This is a genomic window from Methyloversatilis sp. (assembly GCF_030698125.1).
Lineage (GTDB): Bacteria > Pseudomonadota > Gammaproteobacteria > Burkholderiales > Rhodocyclaceae > Methyloversatilis.
In genome coordinates this window covers 121,341-143,234 of the sequence record NZ_JAUYNV010000019.1, presented here as the reverse complement: position 1 = coordinate 143,234, position 21,894 = coordinate 121,341, and the positions used below count along the sequence as shown (strand labels likewise).

Sequence of the window (21,894 nt, the reverse complement as noted above, 5' to 3'; positions counted from 1 at the left end):
TCAATGATGCCAACCATCCACCGAGGTTTGCGTCATGAAAGCCCTGACTGATCTGCTGTCCACCGACTACGGACTGATGAGCCTGCTGGTCATCGGCTTCACGATCTTCATGAGCATCTGGTTCGGCCGTTTCTTCAAGCGGCACATGGACGAGGATGAGGCACGCGCCAGACAGGCCGATCAGTCGGCGAAGCTGTAGGGGCCGCCCCGCTCGCGTGCGCGCTGCCATGCAGGGCGGCTGTGGATGCGGGCGAGAAAGTCCGCCAGCTGCGGATGCGTGTCGCCGAGGCCGGCGCCCCGGGCCGCCGCCTCGACCGGAAAGCTCATCTGGATGTCGGCCGCGGTGAACGCGTTGCCGGCAAACCACGGGCGGGTCGCCAGTTCGTCTTCCATGAAACGCAACTGGTCATCGATGTTCGGCTGCACGAAGGTTTTCAGCACGTGGTCGGCGAGACCGCGCGCCACCGGCTTGATGAAAAACGGCACCGGCGCATTACGCACCTTCTGGAATACCAGATGCATCAGCTGGTACGGCATGGCTGAGCCTTCGGCAAAATGCAGCCAGTAGGTGTAACGGCGAGCGCCCGCGCTGCCGGGCGCGGGCTTGAGCCGCCCAGCGCCGTACGCACCCACCAGATATTCGATGATGGCGCCCGATTCGGCGATCACCTGATCGCCGTCGGTGATGACCGGTGACTTGCCCAGCGGGTGCACGGCGCGCAGTTCAGGTGGTGCATACGACGTTTCCGGATCACGCTCGTAGCGCTTCACCTCATAGTCCATCGCGAGCTCTTCGAGCAGCCACAGCACGCGCTGCGAACGTGAATCCGCAAGATGGTGGACGGTAATCACGTGAGGATTTTCCAGACCAGTGCAACGCCAGCCATCACCAGATCGCCGACATCGAGCGATGTGGCGTCCAGCGCCGGGTTGCCGCGTGACGAACGTGCCGGGCGGCGCGCCTGCTGTTCGCGCCTTTCGGTTTCGATCAGCGCGTCGGCGATCGCATCCGGATCACGGTTGGTGCGCTTTTCTTCTGCCGCACGATAACCGTTGAGTGCACTTTTCACCGCATCCGGATCTATCAGCGAGAAGGCGGACCGGCAATGCGGGCAGGCGTGGTCCTTGCGGATGTCGACCGGCGCACCACAGCCGGTGCAGTAGATGGCACCGACCCGCTTGCTCAGATCGTGGATTTCCGGCCCGGTGAGCTGCCTCACAAACCCCTTTTCGATCATGAACGATGCAAAAGTGCTGAAACGACCATGGCGATGCGCACAGCGGCTGGTGGCGTAGCGGCCGCTGCGCACGATGTCGTAGCCATGTTCGAGCTTGCTGCTGCAGCGTGGGCAGGCCATCACCGGCGCTACCGGATTGCGCGGCACGTCGCGGTGCTCGTGCAACTGCTTGAACAGCTCATTCACCGATGCCGGCGACAGCTGCTGGTTTTCGTGCGTATCGAACCAGATGCCCTGGCAGCCGTAGCAGATGTCCAGTTCGAGCGGCCCGCCGCCGTGATTCGAAAAGGTGTATTGGTCCATGGAAACACGGCAGGAGGGGCAATTCGGTTTCGGGCTCATGTTCGAATCGAAAGGCGGGCGGTTGAACGGTCGACATGCCTTCGCGCGGCGAGCCGCACGGCATCCATCGTCTTCAGCGGCATCCGCGGCTGAAACTTCAGCGCGCGCTGCGCGTCACCTTGACGCCGGCAGGCGCACTGCGATGGAAGGTGACCGGTATCGCCGGGGCCTGCGGCACTGATTTTCTCAGGCTGCCGACCACATGCATTTCGCACTTCTTGCAGTCGAAGCGCAAGGTGAGCCGGTCATTGCCGTTCATCAACGTCATCGGCTCCGCCTTCACCATGCCGCGCAGGTCGTAGTCCTTCAGTTCCTTCGGGCACAGGTTGTGGCTGTAGCGCAGGCAGTGCTTGGTGATCATCAGCGACACCTCGCCCGGCTCGTGGTTGAGTTCGTAGGCGTCGGCGATCAGCTGCACGCCGTGCCGGCGATAGAAGGTGCGCGCCTTTTCGTTGTACACATTGGCGAGGTAGCTCAGCTCGGTGTCGGTGAACGGCACGGGCGGTTCGACTGGTGCAAGCGGCTGTGGCCGGGCATGTGCCGTGACTCGCGCCGCTTCCAGTCTTTCGCAGGCATCGCGGCGCAGGCCGTTCAGCACCGAAGCCGGCAGGAACCACGCCTGCTGCGTATCCAGCGTCACCGTGCGCGCTTCGAAAATCGTGTTGCCGAGCTTGGCGATGGCTTCGCGGATGCCACTCAGCGCGCGTTCCGCGTCACGTGCCGGCTGCTTGTCGTGGGCGATGTCAGACCGTACCGCACAGCCGTCCTCGTCGGTCAGCGTCAGCGCAAAACCCTCCGGCGTGTCGCAAAACCGAAGATCGACCGCGACGCGGCGCTCGCTCGATTTCTTCTCGAGCGCGCGCTCGAACGCCTGGTCGCGATTGCGGAACAGCGTCAGCCCCGGCTTCAGGTCATCCGGCATGACGTTGGGGAACAATTGCTTCCCGTGCACGGTATTGATGCGCAGGCCCTGCAGTTCGCGGTGGCTGTCGAAATAGCTCAGACCGTCGCCGTTGTGGATGTCGACCTGCGACTCGACTTCGATGTGGTCGGGCGCCACCCGGATCACGCTGGCCGCTTCCTCGCCGACAAAGCCCGGCGCTTCGAACGCTTCGATGCCGTGCTGGCGGCCATTGACGAAGTAGTCGGTCGCACCGCGGTTGAACGACTTTTCCGGCTGCGGCGTGAAGAAGAAGGTGCAGCGGCCGCTGGACGCGCGCCGATGCGCCGGCAGGTCGTCCAGGATGTCGTCGATCAGCGTGCGGTAGTGGGCGGTGATGTTCTTCACGTAAGCCAGATCCTTCAGCCGCCCTTCGATCTTGAACGAGCTGATGCCGGCGTCGATCAACGCGCGCAGGTTGGTGCTCTGGTCGTTGTCCTTCATCGACAAGAGGTGCTTGTCGTGCGCCACCACGGCGCCACTGGCATCGGTCAGCGTGTAGGGCAGCCGGCAGGCCTGCGAACATTCGCCGCGGTTGGCGCTGCGCGCGGTATGCGCATGGCTGATGAAGCACTGACCGCTGAACGCCACGCACAGCGCGCCGTGCACGAAGAACTCAAGCGAACAGGCCGTGTTCGATGCGATGTCGCGGATCTGCTCCAGCGTCAGTTCGCGGGCCAGCACGATCTGCGAAAAGCCGACGTCCTGCAGGAAGCGTGCCTTGGCCGCGTCGCGGATGTCGGTCTGCGTGCTCGCATGCAGCTGGATCGGCGGCAGATCCATTTCCAGCAGGCCCATGTCCTGCACGATCAGCGCATCGACGCCGGCGTCGTACAGCTGGTGAATGGTCTGCCGCGCCGGCTCCAGTTCGTCGTCACGCAGGATGGTGTTGAAGGCGACGAATACCTTCGCGTGGAAACGGTGCGCGTGCGCCGTCAGACGCGCGATGTCGGCAACCTCGTTGTCGGCGCCCTTGCGCGCGCCGAAGGACGGGCCGCCGACATACACCGCATCGGCGCCGTGGTTGATCGCCTCGATGCCGAAATCGGCATTTTTCGCGGGCGCGAGCAGTTCGAGGATGCGGCGGTCTGAGGTCATCGGGAAACGCGACGGGGCGTGAGCCGTAAAGGCGCGATTATCCGCGAGCGCGCCACAAATGAAAAACCGGCCGAAGCCGGTTCGTGTCGCAGCCGATGCGGAATCAGGCGTGACGGCGCGACATCATGCCGATCAGCAATACGCCGCCGAGCATCATCGCCCAGGTGCGCGGCTCGGGTATCGGTGCCGGCACCGCAGCCTGCAGGCTGGCGACTTCCCATCCGATGTCGTCAAGTGCCGCCCAGTCGAGGTCGGTCATGTAACGCCGCTGGCCTGACGGAATGAAGGGCGACAGCAGCGGAACCTGCGGGTTGCCATTGGCGACGCCGCGCAGCGTGGTCGCGAAATGGGCATCGGTGCCGTCGCTCTGCAGCGCAATCGCGGCACCGCCGTTCGTCGCGGTGGTGACTGCGCCGGTGAAGGTACCGCCGACCACTGCGTCGAACCAGCTGTCTGCGGTGCCGAAACCGAATACATGCGCGGTTTCGTGCATCGCCACGGTATAGAAATCAAAGCCGGAAAAGCCCTCGACGGTCGACACATCGCTGTCGAAGTACCAGTTGATGTTGGCACCGAAGGTGATCGATCCGCCCCACGGCCCGAAATCGGTTTCGACCGGGGTCAGCGCACCCGGCTCGCCGCGCGACAGCGCGTTGTTGATGAAAGCCGTGCTGCCACTGACGGCCTGGAAGCCCGGGCCGCCGACGCCCAGCGTCTGGCCGCTGAAAGCGTGTGAGCCGACGAAAATACGGATCTCGTTTTCGGGGATGCTGAAGTTGTTGATCTGGAGCGGCGTGCCGAACGGATCCTGGGGGTTGTAGAGGCGCGCCGTGAAGGAGTTGCCGCCCGAGGGCGTGATCGCGGTCAGCGTGTCGAGCAGGTTCAGGCTGAACACCTGTGCCACCTGATCGAGCACCACCCGCTTGTCGCTGGTGAAGAAGCCGGCACTGTCGTAGGTGTAATCGAACACCACATCGATGGCGTGAGCCGGTATGGACAGCGTGGCAATCACCACGGCACTCGCTGCAAACAGGGGCTTTTTCAACGCAATCTCCTCAAGGTTGCCGCAGGGTATCGCAGTCCGGCGACAACGCCGCGTGCAATTGTGCACGGCCCTCGTCGCCCGTTTCAGGCAACTCTCGAGCAGTTGCGTCCGTCGTGCTTGGCGGCATACAGCGCCTGATCGGCACGCTCCACCAGCGTCTCCGGCGTATCTTCCGCCCGCCAGGTGGTGACGCCGGCACTGACGGTGACCGCCAGTGCTTCACCGATCGTCGGCAGCGGGCAATCGGCAATCCGGCGCCGGATGGTGTCCGCCAGTACCAGTGCGTCGGCTTCGCGGCAATCGCGCAGCACCAGCAGGAATTCTTCCCCACCCCAGCGGCACGCCAGGTCCGATTCGCGCAGGCTGGCGCGGATCAGGCCACTGACGTGCTCGATCATGCGATCCCCGGCCAGATGGCCATGGCGGTCGTTCAGCGCCTTGAAGTGGTCAATGTCGAACATGATTGCCGACAGCGACTGACGCGCGCGCCGGGCTTCCGCCAGCGTCTGCACCATCATGATTTCGAACGCGTGCCGGTTCAGCAAACCCGTCAGGCGATCCGTGGTGGCCATCTTTTCCAGGCGGAGCTGGTAACGGTCCAGCGTCAGACTTGCCAGATACACCGTCGCCAGCGTGATCAGCACGCACAGGCAGAGATTGATGTAGAGGGTGCGCCGGATATCGGCCAGGGCATCGTCCTCGACCTTTTCGACCACCAGAAACCACTTCATTTCCGGCACATAGCGCACATTGAGCAGGTACTCGCGTCCATTGCTGCGGTACTGGAACGAACCGGACTCCGCTGCCAGCATGGCGGGCGCGATGTCACGCAGGCCTTCGACCTCGTCCAGACGGCCCGCGCCATGCCACGGAGCTTCGCCGAACAGCACGACCTTCCCCTGTTGATCGACGAAATAGACGCTGCGCTGATAGCGCTGCTGGTAGCCGGCCAGCAGCTTGCGCACGGTATCGACCGTCAAACCGACGCCGGTCACGCCCATCAGGCCGCCGTCGTAGTCATACACGCGATAGTTGATGAACACGGTCAGCGTATCGCGGCTGCGCGTGTCGGTATCGACGTTGATTTCGTAAGGTTCGTCCAGCCGGCGTACCCGGAAGTACCAGCTGTCCTGCGGGTTGTCTTCGCTCACCTTGCGCAGCAATCCGTCCGGGTGATAGTAGTTTCGCGTGCGCTCCGATACGAAGAAGCTGGTGAAGGTGCCGTAGCGACTGCGCACTTCGCCGAGGAACTTGGTCAGCGCCGGCACATCGCGTTCGCTGCGCAGCACCCAGTCGCGCAGAAAGGTGTCGCCGGCCATCATCGATGCGATGAACACCGGGCGGATCAGGTCTTTCTGGATTTCCGAGTAGATGTTGTCCGACGTCAGCGGCAGTTCGCTTTCGACGATGGCGCGGTGGATCCCGTTTTTCGACACGTAGTAACTGACCAGCGTCGTCAGCACGAATCCGAGCGAAAGCAGCAGCCCGAGCAGCAGCAGCAGCCGGTGCTTGCCGGTCACGCGGCCGCGCGTGTGACGGCTCACAGCCTGTGCGGGTAACGGCGTCGAGGCCGCAGACGCATCGGCATCGTTGCGCTGCAATGGAGTCCGCCGGGTAGTCATGAGGATCTAAGAGAAAGAAGACGCTGCAGCATTAACGGCAGTTCGTCGGACGACTGCAACATGCGTGTCGGCCGGTACCGCTACCGGCCGACACCGGCTCAGCGGGCGATCGGCTTGTAGCGGATGCGGTGCGGTCTGGCGCCGTCTTCGCCGAGGCGCTTCTTCTTGTCGGCTTCGTACTCCTGGTAGTTGCCGTTGAAGAAGGTCCATTGCGAGTCGCCCTCGGCAGCGAGGATGTGCGTGGCGATGCGGTCGAGGAACCAGCGGTCGTGCGAGGTGACGAGCACGCAACCGGAAAACTCGAGCAGGGCATCTTCCAGCGCTCGAAGTGTTTCCACGTCGAGGTCGTTCGACGGCTCGTCGAGCAGCAGCACGTTGCCGCCGGCGATCAGCGTTTTCGCCAGATGCAGGCGACCGCGTTCGCCGCCGGACAGGTTGCCGACGATCTTCTGCTGGTCGCCGCCCTTGAAGTTGAAGCGGCCGATGTAGGCACGGCTGGGCATTTCGAAGCGGCCCACGGTCAGGATGTCGGCGCCGTCGGCGACCGCCTCGAAAACCGTCTTCGTGCCATCCAGACCTTCGCGTGTCTGATTGACCGCAGCGATCTTCACCGTCGGCCCGACCACGATTTCACCGGAATCCGGCTTGTCCAGCCCCTGGATCATGCGGAACAGCGTCGATTTGCCGGCGCCGTTCGGGCCGATCACGCCGACGATGGCGCCCGGCGGAACGCTGAAACTGAGGTTGTCGATCAGCAGGCGATCGCCGAAACCCTTCGATACGCCATTGAATTCGATCACCTTGTCGCCCAGGCGCTCGCCCGGCGGAATGAAGATTTCGTGCGTTTCGTTGCGCTTCTGGTACTCGACGCTGCTCATTTCCTCGTAGCGTGCCAGACGCGCCTTCGATTTGGCCTGGCGCGCCTTCGGGTTGCCGCGCACCCATTCCAGTTCGGTGGCGAGTGCCTTCTGGCGCGCCGATTCGGTGTTCTCTTCCTGCTTCAGGCGCGCACCCTTCTGGTCCAGCCAGCTCGAATAGTTGCCCTTCCACGGAATGCCGTGGCCGCGGTCGAGTTCCAGAATCCACTCGGCTGCGTTGTCGAGGAAGTAGCGATCGTGCGTCACCGCCACCACGGTGCCCGGAAAACGCACCAGGAACTGTTCCAGCCATTCGACCGATTCGGCATCGAGGTGGTTGGTCGGTTCGTCCAGCAGCAGCATGTCCGGCTTGGACAACAGCAGCTTGCACAGCGCCACGCGGCGCTTTTCACCACCGGACAGCGGCGCGATCTTCGCGTCCCACGGCGGCAGGCGCAGCGCGTCGGCGGCGATTTCCATCTGGGTTTCGATGTCGGCACCGGCCGTCGCGAGCACGTTCTCGTACTTCGCCTGCTCTTCGGCCAGTTTGTCGAAATCGGCGTCCGGCTCCGCATAGGCGGCGTAGATCGCGTCCAGTTTCGTGCGCGCTTCCATGATGTCGCCGAGGCCCGATTCCACTTCTTCCTTCACCGTCTTCGCCGGATCGAGCTCGGGTTCCTGCGGCAGATAGCCGATGCGGATGCCCGGCAGGTGCTGCACCTCGCCCTCGAATTCCTTGTCGGCGCCGGCCATGATGCGCAGCACGGTCGATTTGCCCGAGCCGTTCAGGCCGAGCAGGCCGATCTTTGCGCCGGGGAAGAAGGAAAGCGATATGTCCTTGATGATCGTGCGCTTGGGCGGAACTACCTTGCTCACGCGGAGCATCGACATCACGTATTGGGCCATGGTGTGCAGCAGGGATGACTGGAGAAGGCGGAAGTATGCCGCAAGCCGCACGGCTGCAGCCGCAGTCGCCTCAAACGCGCCGACTCGCACTACCATCCGGCGTCGGCATGTCGTTCGGACGCCGCCTTCAGACTACCCAGACCGCACACAGGACACCCCATGATCGGTTCGATCGGCCTCATTCTCATCGGCGCGCTGTTGCTGGCGTCGAATCTGGAGCTCTTTTCGCTGCGTGACCTGGGCGAAATTCTCGGCACCTGGTGGCCGGCCGTGCTGATCGCCATCGGCGCCGCCGGGCTGATCAAGCGGAAGTAGACGTCGGAACATCCGCGGGCAGGCGTCGCGCCTGCCCGCGCGGCTCATTTGCGGCCGTAGGTGTCCTCGAAGCGCACGATGTCGTCTTCGCCGAGATAGCTGCCTGACTGCACCTCGATCATTTCCAGCGGCAGCTTGCCCGGGTTTTCCAGCCGGTGCGTCGTGCCCAGCGGGATGTAGGTGGACTGGTTTTCCGACAGCAGCAGGATGTTCTCGCCGCAGGTGACGCGTGCGGTACCGCTGACGACGATCCAGTGTTCCGCGCGGTGGTGGTGCATCTGCAGCGACAGCGATGCACCCGGATTGACGACGATGCGCTTCACCTGGAAACGCGGGCCGGCGTCGATCGAATCGTAATAGCCCCACGGGCGATACACCTTGCGGTGATTTTCCGCCTCCGGCCGCTTGTTCGCCTTCAGATGGGCGACGATGCGCTTCACGTCCTGCGTGCGGTCCTTCGCCACCACCATCACCGCATCGCTGGTTTCCACCACCACCACATCCTTCATGCCGAGGCAGCTCACCATGCGGGTTTCGGCAAATACCAGACTGTCCTGCGTGTCCTGCAGCAGCACGTCGCCGCGCGACACGTTGCCGTCGGCGTCCTTGGCGGCCACCTGCCACAGCGCGTCCCAGGCGCCGACATCGGACCAGCCGGCATCAAGCGGCACGACGACGGCCGGTGCCACCCGCGGCTCGCCTGCGGCCAGCGGTTCCATGATGGCGTAGTCGATCGAGTCTGACGGGCAGGCCGCGAATGCGGCCTTGTCGATGCGGTAGAAGTCATGGTCTGCGGCGCCGCGCTCGAAGGCGGTACGGCTGGCCGCTTCGATGTCCGGCCGGAAACGCTTCAGCAGGGCCAGCGCCACGCTCGCCTTCATCATGAAGATGCCGGCGTTCCACAGATAGTCACCGCTGGCCAGATAGGCCTCGGCGGTTGCCGCGTCGGGCTTTTCGACGAAGCGGTCGAGCGTGCGTGCCGGGCCGCCGGCCAGCGCCGCGCCAGTCCTGATGTAGCCATAGCCCGTTTCAGGCTTGTCCGGCGTGATGCCGAACGTGACCACCGCACCGGTTTCGGCATGTGCCGCGCCCAGCGCCACCGCGTCGCGGAAGGCTGCGGTATCGCGGATCACATGGTCTGACGGCATGACCAGCAGCACCGGGTCGGCCGCGCCGGCTGCGAGTGCCGCCAGCGCCAGCGCCGGTGCCGTGTTGCGCCCCATCGGTTCGAGCAACAGCGACGCCGGCTGCACGTCGATCTGGCGCAGCTGCTCGGCGGTCAGGAAACGGTATTCCTCATTGCACACGATGAGCGGTGCGGCAATCGTCAGTCCGGGCGCACCGGCGCGCAGCGCGGTGTCCTGCAGCAATGTGCGCTCGCCATCCAGCGGCAGCAACTGCTTCGGATAGCGTTCGCGCGACAGCGGCCAGAGACGGGTGCCGGAGCCACCGCACAGGATGACGGGTTGCAGGATCATGACGGAAACCTGAGTGAAGATCGGAGCCGCGAAGTCTACGTCATGCCCTGCGGCGCTTCGCGATAAATGCGTTACAGCACAACGTGTTCAGAGGAGGCAGGCAAAGGCGTTACGGCTCGCGCTGCGAGGCTGGAGCCGCCCGGCAGGGGCAGCGGGCGACGCGGACACGAAGGGCCGTGCCGTCGGGCGCTGCCGGCATCACCCGATTCGCACGCGGAGCAGGCCGTCGCAGGGAATTCATATGCGGCATCCACTTCGTGCCGGGCACGGCGGCGGCAGCTTTGCCTACGCGTTACCCGGATCGAGGTCGGCCGGCACCGGCAGGTCGTCGGGCGGACGGGGTTTTTCGACGCCCTTGGCGAAGGCGTCGTTCAGCTGATAGACATAGGCGAGCACTTCGGCGACGGCACGGAACAGCCGTGCCGGCACTTCCTGCTCCAGCTCCACATGCTTGTGCAAGGCACGCGCCAGCGGCGGCGCCTCGACCAGCGGCACGCCGGCTTCGGCGGCCAGCGTGCGGATGCGCAGCGCCACTTCGCCGGCACCCTTGGCCACGACACGCGGTGCGCCGCCCTTGGCCACGTCGTATTTCAGCGCCACTGAAAAGTGGGTCGGGTTGGTCACCACGACGTCGGCCTTGGGCACATTCGCCATCATGCGGCTGCGCGCCATTTCGCGCTGTTGCTGGCGGATGCGCCCCTTCACCTGCGGGTCACCTTCCTGCTCCTTGAATTCCTGCCGCGTCTCTTCCTTGGTCATCTTCAGCTCCGACTGGTAATGCCAGAGCTGGAACGGCACGTCGATCGCGACAATCAGCGCCATGCCGGCCACCAGGATCAGCGTGGCGGTCATGATCAGGTCGCCGGTCGCTGCCAGCGCCACATCGACCGGCGCGCTGAACATGGCGAACAGCATTTCCTGGTCGCGCAGCACCACCCAGGCGGCCACGCTGCCGACCAGCGTGGCCTTGCCGACGCCCTTGCCCAGCTCGACCAGCGCGGTTTTCGACACCATGCGCTTGAGGCCGGCCAGCGGATTGAGTTTGGAGAATTTCGGGCCGAGCGCCTTGGGCGCGAACACGACGCCGCCCATCAGGAAAGGCGCGATCAGCGCAGCGACCAGCAGGGCGAGCATCAGCGGCGCCAGCACCAGCAGGCCATCAATGATGCGGTCGATCAGGATGGCAAACATCGCTGACGGATCAAAAATGGCACGCCGGTCAATCGTCAGCCCGTCGCGCAGCAATTGCGCACTGCGCGGCCACATCCAGCCGGCCAGACCGTACATGCCGGCCACACCGGTCATGGTGACCAGAAAGGTCGCCAGCTCGCGCGAGCTCGGTACCTGCCCCTCCTCGCGCGCTTTCTCAAGCTTGCGTGGCGACGCAGGTTCGGTTTTTTCGAGATCGCTTTCTTCTGCCACGTTCGCAGATCAGCCGGGAAATGAACAGGAAGCCGATTGTGCGATCGCCCCGCGCCGGGCAATCGGCGGAAAAGACGGGAAAAAGCCGGGCGAAGCGCACCCGCAGAGGGTGGCATGGAAGCGCTACGCGTCTGCTCGCCAGCCAGACCTTCGCAGTTAATTCAAAAACGGACTAAGCAATTCACTTCTTATTATTTCCAGATATGAATGCCGCTTCGTAAGCTCCCGCATCACATTCCGGATCAACCTTCATTTCCGAGACCACCATGCACATCACTTCCCACACATCGGGGCGACGACCGTGAGCCGGAGCACCCGGCGCGTGCTGCCCGGCTTCAATCTCACGCTCGGTTACACGCTGTTCTATCTGTCGGTGATCGTGCTGATCCCGCTGTCTGCCGTATTCATCAAGACGACCGAACTCGGACTGGCTGAATTCCGGGCCGTCGTGACCGCGCCCCGCGTGGTCGCCACCTACAAGCTCACTTTCGGTGCGTCGCTGCTGGCTGCCGCCATCAATGCGCTGTTCGGCCTGATGCTCGCCTGGTCGCTGGTGCGCTACAGCTTTCCGGGCAAGAAGCTGGTCGACGCCCTGATCGACCTGCCGTTCGCATTGCCGACCGCGGTGGCCGGCATCGCGCTGACTGCGCTGTATGCCAGGAACGGCTGGCTGGGCCAGTGGATCGAAGGTGAATTCGGCATCAAGGTCGCATTCGGCCCGCTCGGTGTGCTGGTCGCGCTGATCTTCATCGGCCTGCCCTTCGTCGTGCGCACGGTACAGCCCATCCTCGAGGACCTCGATACCGAACTGGAAGAAGCGGCCGCCAGTCTGGGCGCACGCCGCTGGCAAACCTTCCGCTACGTGACGCTGCCCATCCTGCTGCCGGCACTGCTGACCGGTTTCGCGCTGGCCTTCGCCCGCGCCGTGGGTGAATACGGCTCGGTCATCTTCATCGCCGGCAACATTCCCATGGTGTCCGAAATCACCCCGCTGATCATCATCACCAAGCTGGAACAGTACGACTACGCCGGTGCGACCGCGATCGCGGTGGTGATGCTGGTGCTGTCCTTCATCCTGCTGCTGACCATCAACGGTCTGCAGGCCTGGACCAACAAGGTAACCGGGAGGGACCGCTGATGGCTGCCGTCACGTCGCTGCACGCCGCGGTCGATCATGCCGCCAGATTCGAAACGCGCTCGGCCACCCGCGAGCCGACCTGGATCAAATGGACGATCGTCGGCATTTCGCTGACCTTCTTCACGCTGTTCCTGCTGATGCCGCTGATTGCGGTGTTCGTCGAGGCATTCCGCAAGGGCTGGGACACCTATCTTGCTGCGCTGATCGAGCCGGATGCGCTGTCGGCCATCAAGCTCACGCTGATTGCGGCGGCCATTGCGGTACCGCTGAACCTGAGTTTCGGCGTGGCCGCCGCGTGGGCCATCACCAAGTTCGAGTTTCCGGGCAAGCAGGTGCTGATCACGCTGATCGACCTGCCGTTCTCGGTATCGCCGGTGGTGGCCGGCCTGATCTACGTGCTGGTGTTCGGCGCCCAGGGCTGGTTCGGCTCCTCGCTGGCCGACAACGACATCAGGATCATCTTCGCGGTACCGGGCATCGTGCTGGCGACGGTCTTCGTCACTTTTCCCTTCGTGGCGCGCGAACTCATTCCGCTGATGCAGGCGCAGGGCAAGGAAGAGGAAGAAGCCGCGGTAGTGCTGGGGGCGAACGGATGGCAGACCTTCTGGCATGTCACCCTGCCCAACATCAAATGGGGCCTGCTGTACGGCGTCATCCTGTGCAATGCGCGGGCGATGGGCGAGTTCGGCGCCGTGTCGGTGGTGTCGGGCCACATCCGCGGGCTGACCAACACCATGCCGTTGCACGTCGAAATTCTTTACAACGAATACCAGTTTGCCGCCGCCTTCGCTGTGGCATCGCTGCTGGCGCTGCTGGCCCTGGTGACCCTGGGCATCAAGACGTGGATCGAACATCAAGCGGCAATGACCGGGGAAAAATCATGAGCATCCAGGTACAGAACATCCACAAGGGCTTCGGCGACTTCGTGGCGCTGGGCGACGTGTCGCTCGACTTTCCGACCGGCGAACTGGTCGCGTTGCTCGGCCCGTCCGGCTGCGGCAAGACCACGCTGCTGCGCATCATCGCCGGCCTGGAGTTCGCCGACAGCGGCCGCGTGCTGCTCGACGGCGAAGACGCCTCGGACACCCACGTGCGCGAGCGCCATGTCGGCTTCGTGTTCCAGCACTACGCACTGTTCCGACACATGAATGTGTTCGACAACGTCGCCTTCGGCCTGCGCATGAAGCCGCGTGCCGAGCGCCCCAGCGAAAAGGTGATCCGCACCAAGGTGCATGACCTGCTCAAGCTGGTGCAGCTCGACTGGCTGGCCGACCGCTTTCCGTCGCAGCTGTCCGGCGGCCAGCGTCAACGCATCGCACTGGCCCGCGCTCTGGCGGTCGAACCGCGCGTGCTGCTGCTCGACGAGCCGTTCGGCGCACTCGACGCCAAGGTGCGCAAGGAATTGCGCCGCTGGCTGCGCCGCCTGCACGACGAACTGCACATCACGTCGATCTTCGTCACGCACGACCAGGAAGAGGCGCTCGAAGTCGCCGACCGCGTCGTGCTGATGGACCACGGCAAGGTCGAGCAGATCGGCACGCCCGAAGAAGTTTACCGTCACCCGGCGACGCCCTTCGTCTACGGCTTCCTCGGTGCGGTGAATCCGTTCCATGGGCGCATCGACGGCAGTACGGTACGCATCGGCGACGATATCCTGCCGCATCGTGTCAACGACTTCAGTCAGGGCGACGAGGTCGTTGCCTTCGCCCGCCCACACGAGCTGGACATCGTCATCGACCCGGCATCGACCGCCGGCGTGTCGGCACGCATCGCCCGCGTGCTGTCGTTCGGCGTGACGGCGTGGGTCGAGCTCGACGGCCTGAACGGCATGTCGGGCCAGCACTTCGAAGTCGAAATGACGCGCACTCGAGTCGAGGAGCTGGGACTGCAGGAGGGCCAGCCGGTGCGGCTGCTGCCGTCGCAACTGCGCGTCTTTGCGCGCTGACTCCGAATTTCAGGAAAGACACGCATCATGAATTTTCAGCAGCTTCGCATCATCCGCGAAACGGTCAGGCGGCAATTCAACCTGACCGAAGTCGCCAACGCGCTGTTCACCTCGCAGTCGGGCGTGAGCAAGCACATCAAGGACCTTGAAGACGAACTGGGCATCGAGCTTTTCGTGCGCAAGGGCAAGCGCCTGCTTGGCCTGACCGACCCGGGCAGCGAACTGGTCGAGATCGTCGAACGCATGCTGCTCGACGCCGGCAACATCAAGCGGCTGGCGGAACAATTCGCCCGCCGCGACGAGGGCCAGTTGCGTATCGCCACCACGCATACCCAGGCACGCTATGCGCTGCCGCGCGTGGTGACCGAGTTCAAGCGGCTGTTCCCCAAGGTACACCTGGTGCTGCTGCAGGCGAGCCCGGGTGAAATCGTCGAACTGCTCAACGACGGCGAGGCGGACATCGGCATCGCCACCGAAACGCTGGCCGGCGCGCCCGAACTGGTGGCTTTCCCGTTCTATTCATGGCATCACGCGGCGATCGTGCCGGCCGGCCATCCACTCGAAAGTGTGTCGCCGCTGACGCTGGAAGCCATCGCCGAACATCCGGTGGTGACCTATCACGAAGGCTTCACCGGCCGATCGAGCATCGACGCCACCTTTGCGCGCGCCGGCCTGCTGCCCGACATCGTCATGTCGGCACTCGACGCCGACGTGATCAAGACCTATGTGGAACTCGGGCTGGGCGTCGGCATCGTCGCCTCGGTCGCCTTCACTCCGGACCGTGACACCGGGCTGCGCCTGCTCGACAGCGACCATCTGTTCGCCGCCAACACCAGCCTGATCGCACTGCGCCGCAAGCACTACCTGCGTGGCTACGCCTACCGCTTCATCGAACTGTGCGAGCCGTCGCTGAACGAAGTGACCGTCAAGGCCGCCCTCAAACCCGGGGCAGCGGAAGACTGACCCTACGGCGCACGTCAGCGCGGAACCAGCCCCCTTCAGCACCTGCTGCAGGGGGCTTCTTTCATTGCGCAGCTGCCACGCAGATACCCAATCCTGCGTGCGGACCGGTCGCCCTGCGGTGCATAAGCTTTGCATGGAATGCGCGCAAAGCAATGCAGATCTAATTGGTTCGCACCGCCCGAAGCGCCGCCTAAAGTGCGATCCGTCACTACCCCTACGGAGTTCAGAAAAATGCGCCACACCCTGAGAAACATCGCCGCCAGCCTGCTGCTCGGCAGCACGCTCGCCAGCTCGGCCATCGCGGCCGACATCACGCTGCTCAACGTGTCCTACGATCCGACGCGCGAGCTGTATCAGGACTACAACGCCGCCTTCGCCAAGCACTGGAAGGCGAAGACCGGCGACACCGTCACCGTCAGGCAGTCGCACGGCGGATCGGGCAAGCAGGCCCGCGCTGTCATCGACGGTCTGGAAGCCGATGTGGTCACGCTGGCACTCGCCTATGACGTGGGTGCGCTGCATGAGAAGGGCAAGCTGATTCCGGCCGACTGGCAGAAGCGCCTCAAGCACAACGCCTCGCCCTACACATCGACCATCGTGTTCCTGGTGCGCAAGGGCAACCCCAAGGGCATCAAGGACTGGAACGACCTGACCAAGCCGGGCGTAGAGGTGGTGACGCCGAACCCGAAGACCTCGGGCGGCGCACGCTGGAACTACCTCGCGGCGTGGGGTTACGCACTGAAGCAGCCGGGCGGTTCGGATGCCACGGCCAAGGAGTTCGTCAGGAAGTTGTTCGCCAACGTGAAGGTGCTCGATTCCGGTGCCCGCGGTTCGCTGACCACCTTTGCCGAGCGCGGCATCGGCGACGTGTTCATTTCGTGGGAGAACGAAGCCTATCTGGCCGTGAAGGAACTGGGCCCGGAGAAGTTCGATCTGGTCACGCCGTCGATTTCCATCTTCGCCGAACCGCCGGTCAGCGTGGTTGACAAGGTGGTCGACAAGCGCGGCACCCGTGCCGTGGCAACCGCCTACCTGGAATACCTGTACAGACCGGAAGGCCAGGACCTTGCCGGCAAGCACTACTACCGGCCGATCGACCCGACCGTTGCAGCAAAGTATTCGGGGCAGTACGCCAGGGTGTCGCTGTTCAGCATCGACGACGTGTTCGGCGGCTGGGACAAGGCGCAGAAGGAACACTTCTCCGACGGCGGCGTGTTCGACCAGATCACCGTCAAGTGATCCACCTTCATGTCCATCCTGTTCATCCAGGGCAGTCCCGTCGAGCCTCCCGCCCGGCGGCTCTCCAAGGCCCATGGCCGCACCGCGCAAGCGCGTCCGGATGGCTGAAGAACGCGCAGGGCAATCCGCCGCCCGGGCGCATGATGGGAGCGGCAGGCAACAGACAGACGCAGCGATTCTGGCCAGGCTGCGCCGGCGATCCTGCGCCACCCTGAAATGAACTGCAAAGGAGATAGACCATGACCATCAGACTGGGCGACATCGCCCCCGATTTCGAACAGGCATCCAGCGCCGGCACCATCCGCTTCCACGAATGGCTGGGCTCAAACTGGGGTGTGCTGTTCTCTCACCCAGCCGATTTCACGCCGGTGTGCACCACCGAGCTGGGCCTCACCGCCAAGCTCAAGGGCGAATTCGACAAGCGCGGCGTCAAGGCCATCGCGCTGTCGGTCGATCCGGTGGAGTCGCACACGCGCTGGATCGCCGACATCAACGACACGCAGAACACCACCGTCAACTTCCCGATCCTCGCCGACGGCGACCGCAAGGTCAGCGAGCTGTACGACATGATCCATCCGAATGCCAACGCCACGCTGACCGTGCGTTCGCTGTTCATCATCGATCCGGCCAAGAAGGTGCGCCTCATCATCACCTACCCGGCCAGCACGGGTCGAAATTTCGACGAAGTGCTGCGTGTCATCGACTCGCTGCAGCTCACCGACAAGCATTCGGTGGCGACACCGGGCAACTGGAAGCACGGTGACGACGTGGTCATCGTGCCCTCGCTGCAGGACCCTGAAGAAATCGCGCGCCGCTTCCCGGCCGGCTACAAGGCAGTGCGCCCCTACCTGAGGCTGACGCCACAGCCGAAATAGGCGCAAGGAAGGCGGAATGCAGCGGCAGGAAGGCCCGGTGCAGACCGGGCGTTTTTCCTTGCACGCCCTGCACAAGACACCTGGAACAACGCTTGTCACCAGCGCTCTCGGCGCGCCGGGATGGCGGGGGTTTCACCGATGCCGCGGCGACACATGTCTTTCACCCGGCAAAGTGGCAGATGAGGCATCTGCCCGCCCCGTAAGGCCGTAGCCGTGGGTAACATGGGAATGCAGGGTTCGGGGGCGGCTTCAAGCCTATTTCCGAACGATTTGCCCTGAACAGGGGTCTGTACGTGACGTCCGCAGACATTGTTCGATCTTCGCCCCGGAGTACGCCTGATGAAACTGAAAACCTTCTGGATAGTATTTGCACTGGCCACATCGGCGCAGGCTGCCAGCACCGCCACCATGGCCCCGCCACTGCGGCCGGTCGAGGCGCACGCGCTGGCGGCACAGGCCAGCGCGGAGTTGCTGTCGCGTTTTCACTATCAGAACGTACCGCTCGATGACGCACTGTCGGTCAAGATTTTCGATCGTTACCTGAAGACGCTCGATCCGGAGCGCATCTATTTCCTGCAGTCGGACATCGACACCTTCGGCGCGGTGCGCACGCTGCTCGACGACGCCATCCTGCAGCAACGGCTGGAAGCCCCGTTCGCCATATTCACCCGTTATTCGCAACGGGTGCGCGAACGTCTGGCCGATGCGCGCGTGCTGCTGGCCGGCGGTTTCGATTTCAGCAAGCCGGACAGCTATCGTTATGTGCGTACCGACGTGCCGTGGGCGAGTTCGGAGGCGGAACTGAAGGAAATCTGGCGCAAGCGGGTCAAGAACGACTGGCTGCGCCTGAAACTGGCCGGCAAGGACGATGCGGCGATCCGCGACACGCTGACCAAGCGTTACGACCTTGCGATGGCCCATACCGCGCGCTCGAAAAGCGACGACGTGTTCCAGTTGTTCATGAATGCCTACGCCGAATCGATCGAACCGCACACCAGCTACCTCGGCCCGCGCGCATCGGCCGACTTCGCCATCACGATGAAGCTGTCGCTGGTCGGCATCGGCGCCGTGCTGCAGGAACGCGACGAGTACGTGACCATCCGCGAACTGGTGCCGGGCGGCCCGGCGGCGCGTTCCGAGCAGCTCGCGATCGGTGACCGCATCGCCGGCGTGGCCAAGGACGAGAACGCCCCGATGGCCGATGTGCTCGGCTGGCGGGTGGATGACGTCGTGCAGCTGATCCGTGGCAACAAGGACACCAAGGTGGTGCTCGATGTCCTGCCGGCGGATGCCGGCCCGGACGGCAAGCACAAGCGGATCACGCTGGTGCGCGACACGATCAGGCTGGAAAAGCAGGCAGCCGCCAAATCGGTGATCGAAGTCGGTGGCGACGTAAAGCAGAAGGTCGGCGTGATCACGCTGCCCACCTTCTACCAGGACGTCGACGCCCGTCACAAGAACGATGAGAACTATCGCAGCGCGAGCCGCGATGTGGCGAAGCTGCTGGCCGAACTGAAGGCGGAGAATGTCGGCGCCGTGCTGATCGATCTGCGCAACAACGGCGGTGGTTCGCTCGACGAATCGGTGCGGCTGACCGGCCTGTTCATCGATCGCGGCCCGGTGGTGCAGCAGCGCAACCCGAAGGGACAGGTGCGCATCGAGCAGGACCGCGACCCCGGCGTGGCGTGGGACGGTCCGGTTGGCGTGCTGATCAATCGCGCGTCGGCGTCGGCGTCCGAAATTTTCGCCTCGGCGATCCAGGACTACGGTCGCGGCATCGTCATCGGCGAACAGAGCTTCGGCAAGGGCACGGTGCAGACCTTGCTCGACATGGATGAAATGGCGAAAAGCGAAAAGCCGACCTATGGCGAACTGAAGCTGACCGTCGCCCAGTTCTTCCGCGTGTCAGGCGGCACGACGCAGCTGCGCGGCGTGACGCCGGACATCCCGCTGGCGTCGTTTGCCGACCGCGAGCGCTTCGGCGAATCGAGCTACGACAACGCGCTGCCCTGGACGCAGATCGAACCGGCCGACTTCAAGCCGGTGGGCAGCACGCGCGAATTGCTGCCGGCCCTGACCACGCGACACAGCGTCCGGGTGGCCAACGACGCCGGCTACCGGGAGTTGCTGGAAGACATCGCCGAAGTCGAAGCCATCCGCAAGCGCACCGAAATCTCGCTCAATGAAAAAGAGCGGCGCAAGGAACGCGAAGCACAGGAAGCCCGGCTGAAAGCGCGTTCGCTTTCCAAGGCTGCCGTCGATGGTGACACCGACGGGCCGGCGCTGCCGCGCGATGACGGACTGCAGGCCGGCGAGCGCAGCCTGAGCGCGGAGCTGGCTGCTGAAAAGTCACGCAAGGCAGCGCGCGACGTGCTGCTCGAGGAAGCGGCACACATCATGGGCGACATGGCGAGCCTGACGAAATCGGGAACGGAACTCGCGCGCAACGGCAAGGCCACAGCCGGCGTCGCACCCGCGCAGTGACCTGAAATGACATGACCGGCCCGATCCGCGGGCCACGTGTCACAGCGAGGAAGATGGAAATGAGTGGAATGGTGAGCCCGGTGCTTGTCGTGCCGGGACTCAACGGCAGCGGGCCGTCGCACTGGCAGACATGGGTCGAGGCGTTGATCGGCGCACAGCGCGTCGAACAGGACGACTGGACCCAGCCTGACATCGACGTGTGGTCAGGGCGGGTCGAACACGCCATCGTCTCGCAGGCCAGGCCGGTGTGGCTGGTGGCGCACAGCTTCGGATGCCTCGCGTCAGTGGTCGCCGCCCGCCGCGTCGCCGACCGGATTGCCGGCGCGCTGCTGGTTGCACCGGCCAGTCCGGACAGGTTCGGCATCACGGCGCGCATTCCGGACACGCCTTTGCCCTTCCCGACGGTGCTGGCGGCGAGTCGCAACGATCCGTGGATGAAGTTCCTGTCGGCGGCTCACTGGGCCGACAGATGGGGCGCGCGCCTCGTCGACCTGGGCGAGGCGGGGCACGTCAATACCGAATCCGGCCACGGCGCGTGGCCGGAAGGACTCGAACTGTTCCGCCAGCTTCAGGCGAGCGCGCCGGTCATGACCGGATCGCTGCAGGACTGACGCCGGCAGACGGTCCGGCTCACATGCCTGCCCTTTGAGGCACCTGCCTGGACGTGATGCCCCCGGATTCCTTCCCTCAGGTGCGTTCCATCAGGTGCCTTCCAACTCCTTCTGCAGTTCGCCGGACTGGAACATTTCCTTGACGATGTCGCAGCCGCCGATGAATTCGCCGCGCACGTAGAGCTGCGGAACGGTCGGCCAGTTGGCGTATTCCTTGATGCCCTGACGGATTTCCGGATCTTCCAGCACGTTGATCGTGTGCAGGTTCTGCACGCCGACGTGCTTCAGTATCTGGATCACCGTGGCCGAAAAGCCGCACTGCGGAAACTGCGGCGTGCCCTTCATGTAGAGCACCACCGGGTGGCTCGTGACGGTTTCCTTGATCTGTTCCTGGACGCTCATGGTGTTTTCCTTTCAAAGGGTCAAGTCAAAATCCCTGCTGCGCATGACGCAGACCGGGCGAAATCGGGCCGGACGAGGCGACACATTCATCTGCCGCATGAATCGATCCACTCAGCTGCGCGAATCATCGGCACATCACCCCGCCGGTGACACGTTCGATGCCGGCGAGGTCGCGCCAGGAGCTTACATCGGTCAGCCCGGCGCAGCGCATCAGCGCACGTACAGCGGGCGCCTGATCGTACCCATGCTCGCACAGCAACCAGCCCCCTGGCGCGATTCTTTCAGGCGCGCTGCCGCACAGACGGCGCAGGTCGTCCAGCCCGTCGGCGCCGCCGACCAGCGCCGCTTCAGGTTCAAAGCGCAGATCGCCTTGCGCAAGGTGCTCGTCGCCAACCCGAATGTACGGCGGATTCGACACGATGCAATGAAATTCGTGACCGTTCACGGCTTCGAGCCAGTTCGAGGCGAAGAATCCGATTTCAAGCCCCAATCGCTGCGCGTTGCCGCGCGCAACCCGCAGCGCGACGTCCGAACGGTCGAGTGCCGAAACCTGCGCTTGCGGGCAATGCGCCTTGATGGCCAGCGCGATGGCGCCAGAGCCGGTTCCGGCGTCGAGCACACGCGGCGCGTCGAGATCACGGATGCGCGCCAGCGCCAGTTCGACCAGCAATTCGGTGTCCGGTCGCGGGATCAGCACGCCGGGTGCAACCGCGAGGTCGAGCCCGAAGAACTCGCGTCGCCCGACCAGATAGGCCACCGGCTCACCCGACGCGCGCCGTTCGAGCAGCGCATCAAGCGCCGCGACCGATGCCGCGGCCAGCACCATGCGGCCGCCCGCGATCAGCCCGGCACGGTCGCAGCCCAGTGCATGCGCCGCGAGCACCTGCGCATCCCGGCTGTCGATGCGGGTACGGGCGCTGCGTAACCAGTCGTCCAGCGTCATCGCAATCCTCTACCCGGCACCACGCGGCGAA

General features: G+C 64.2%; 20 protein-coding genes. 10 read left to right on the top strand and 10 right to left on the bottom strand.

What is annotated here, in order from left to right:
- The first annotated feature begins 34 nt into the window (after positions 1-34).
- Positions 35-199 (top strand): DUF3149 domain-containing protein, encoded by a 165-nt coding sequence (locus Q8Q80_RS08630; RefSeq protein WP_305611674.1) that lies wholly within the window; start codon positions 35-37, stop codon positions 197-199.
- Here Q8Q80_RS08630 and Q8Q80_RS08625 read toward each other — a convergent pair.
- The 6 genes from Q8Q80_RS08625 to ettA all read right to left on the bottom strand — a co-directional run bounded on the left by Q8Q80_RS08625 (position 181) and on the right by ettA (position 8,048).
- Entirely contained in the window at positions 181-852 is a 672-nt protein-coding gene (locus Q8Q80_RS08625; RefSeq protein WP_305632523.1) for a glutathione S-transferase family protein, read from the bottom strand. The two genes, Q8Q80_RS08630 and Q8Q80_RS08625, sit on opposite strands and share 19 nt — an antisense overlap.
- Positions 849-1,580, bottom strand: a complete 732-nt coding sequence (locus tag Q8Q80_RS08620) for a zf-TFIIB domain-containing protein (protein WP_305632522.1) — start codon at positions 1,578-1,580, stop codon at positions 849-851. The genes Q8Q80_RS08625 and Q8Q80_RS08620 overlap by 4 nt, the downstream gene beginning before the upstream one ends.
- A 97-nt stretch (positions 1,581-1,677) precedes the next feature.
- Positions 1,678-3,618: a U32 family peptidase gene (locus tag Q8Q80_RS08615; protein WP_305632521.1), complete on the bottom strand. Its 1,941-nt coding sequence runs from the start codon at positions 3,616-3,618 to the stop codon at positions 1,678-1,680.
- Positions 3,619-3,721: 103 nt separating this feature from the next.
- Complete coding sequence (locus Q8Q80_RS08610) at positions 3,722-4,663, bottom strand: PEP-CTERM sorting domain-containing protein (RefSeq protein ID WP_305632520.1); 942 nt, start codon at positions 4,661-4,663, stop codon at positions 3,722-3,724.
- Between the two features lie 83 nt (positions 4,664-4,746).
- Positions 4,747-6,207: a sensor domain-containing diguanylate cyclase gene (locus Q8Q80_RS08605; protein WP_305632519.1), complete on the bottom strand. Its 1,461-nt coding sequence runs from the start codon at positions 6,205-6,207 to the stop codon at positions 4,747-4,749.
- A gap of 176 nt (positions 6,208-6,383) precedes the next feature.
- Positions 6,384-8,048 carry an energy-dependent translational throttle protein EttA gene (gene ettA / locus Q8Q80_RS08600; protein WP_257079385.1) on the bottom strand — a complete coding sequence of 555 codons (1,665 nt, stop codon included), beginning with the start codon at positions 8,046-8,048 and terminating at the stop codon, positions 6,384-6,386.
- A 159-nt stretch (positions 8,049-8,207) separates the two neighbouring features.
- On the opposite strand from ettA, the gene Q8Q80_RS08595 reads away from it, so the two are divergent.
- The gene (locus tag Q8Q80_RS08595; protein ID WP_190295055.1) at positions 8,208-8,363 is read left to right on the top strand and encodes a LiaI-LiaF-like domain-containing protein; all 156 of its coding nucleotides are present in this window, start codon (positions 8,208-8,210) and stop codon (positions 8,361-8,363) included.
- Positions 8,364-8,407: 44 nt separating this feature from the next.
- On the opposite strand, the gene Q8Q80_RS08590 is transcribed toward Q8Q80_RS08595, so the two are convergent.
- Positions 8,408-9,841, bottom strand: a complete 1,434-nt coding sequence (locus Q8Q80_RS08590) for a mannose-1-phosphate guanylyltransferase/mannose-6-phosphate isomerase (RefSeq protein ID WP_305632518.1) — start codon at positions 9,839-9,841, stop codon at positions 8,408-8,410.
- A gap of 285 nt (positions 9,842-10,126) precedes the next feature.
- Positions 10,127-11,263, bottom strand: a complete 1,137-nt coding sequence (gene flhB, locus Q8Q80_RS08585) for a flagellar biosynthesis protein FlhB (protein WP_305632517.1) — start codon at positions 11,261-11,263, stop codon at positions 10,127-10,129.
- Positions 11,264-11,564: 301 nt separating this feature from the next.
- Here flhB and cysT point away from each other — a divergent pair, with 301 nt between their 5' ends.
- The 8 genes from cysT (at position 11,565) to Q8Q80_RS08545 (ending at position 20,518) form a co-directional block, all read left to right on the top strand.
- Positions 11,565-12,401 (top strand): sulfate ABC transporter permease subunit CysT, encoded by an 837-nt coding sequence (gene cysT / locus Q8Q80_RS08580; RefSeq protein WP_305632516.1) that lies wholly within the window; start codon positions 11,565-11,567, stop codon positions 12,399-12,401.
- On the top strand, positions 12,401-13,285 hold the full coding sequence (cysW, locus tag Q8Q80_RS08575) for a sulfate ABC transporter permease subunit CysW (protein WP_305632515.1): 885 nt from the start codon (positions 12,401-12,403) through the stop codon (positions 13,283-13,285). Before cysT ends, cysW begins: the two co-directional genes overlap by 1 nt.
- On the top strand, positions 13,282-14,346 hold the full coding sequence (locus tag Q8Q80_RS08570; RefSeq protein WP_305632514.1) for a sulfate/molybdate ABC transporter ATP-binding protein: 1,065 nt from the start codon (positions 13,282-13,284) through the stop codon (positions 14,344-14,346). The genes cysW and Q8Q80_RS08570 overlap by 4 nt, the downstream gene beginning before the upstream one ends.
- 27 nt (positions 14,347-14,373) lie before the next feature.
- Positions 14,374-15,309 (top strand): CysB family HTH-type transcriptional regulator, encoded by a 936-nt coding sequence (locus Q8Q80_RS08565; RefSeq protein ID WP_305632513.1) that lies wholly within the window; start codon positions 14,374-14,376, stop codon positions 15,307-15,309.
- Positions 15,310-15,540: 231 nt separating this feature from the next.
- Entirely contained in the window at positions 15,541-16,548 is a 1,008-nt protein-coding gene (locus Q8Q80_RS08560; RefSeq protein ID WP_305632512.1) for a sulfate ABC transporter substrate-binding protein, read from the top strand.
- A gap of 239 nt (positions 16,549-16,787) precedes the next feature.
- The gene (locus Q8Q80_RS08555; protein WP_305632511.1) at positions 16,788-17,423 is read left to right on the top strand and encodes a peroxiredoxin; all 636 of its coding nucleotides are present in this window, start codon (positions 16,788-16,790) and stop codon (positions 17,421-17,423) included.
- Positions 17,424-17,762: 339 nt separating this feature from the next.
- Positions 17,763-19,907 (top strand): carboxy terminal-processing peptidase, encoded by a 2,145-nt coding sequence (locus Q8Q80_RS08550; protein WP_305632510.1) that lies wholly within the window; start codon positions 17,763-17,765, stop codon positions 19,905-19,907.
- A 59-nt stretch (positions 19,908-19,966) separates the two neighbouring features.
- Positions 19,967-20,518, top strand: coding sequence for an RBBP9/YdeN family alpha/beta hydrolase (locus Q8Q80_RS08545; RefSeq protein WP_371132728.1), 552 nt, complete (start codon positions 19,967-19,969; stop codon positions 20,516-20,518).
- 90 nt (positions 20,519-20,608) lie between these two features.
- Here Q8Q80_RS08545 and grxD read toward each other — a convergent pair whose 3' ends face one another.
- Both grxD and prmC read right to left on the bottom strand, forming a co-directional pair.
- Entirely contained in the window at positions 20,609-20,920 is a 312-nt protein-coding gene (gene grxD, locus Q8Q80_RS08540) for a Grx4 family monothiol glutaredoxin (RefSeq protein WP_305632509.1), read from the bottom strand.
- Positions 20,921-21,044: 124 nt separating this feature from the next.
- Entirely contained in the window at positions 21,045-21,863 is an 819-nt protein-coding gene (gene prmC / locus Q8Q80_RS08535; protein ID WP_305632508.1) for a peptide chain release factor N(5)-glutamine methyltransferase, read from the bottom strand.
- Positions 21,864-21,894: the final 31 nt, after the last annotated feature.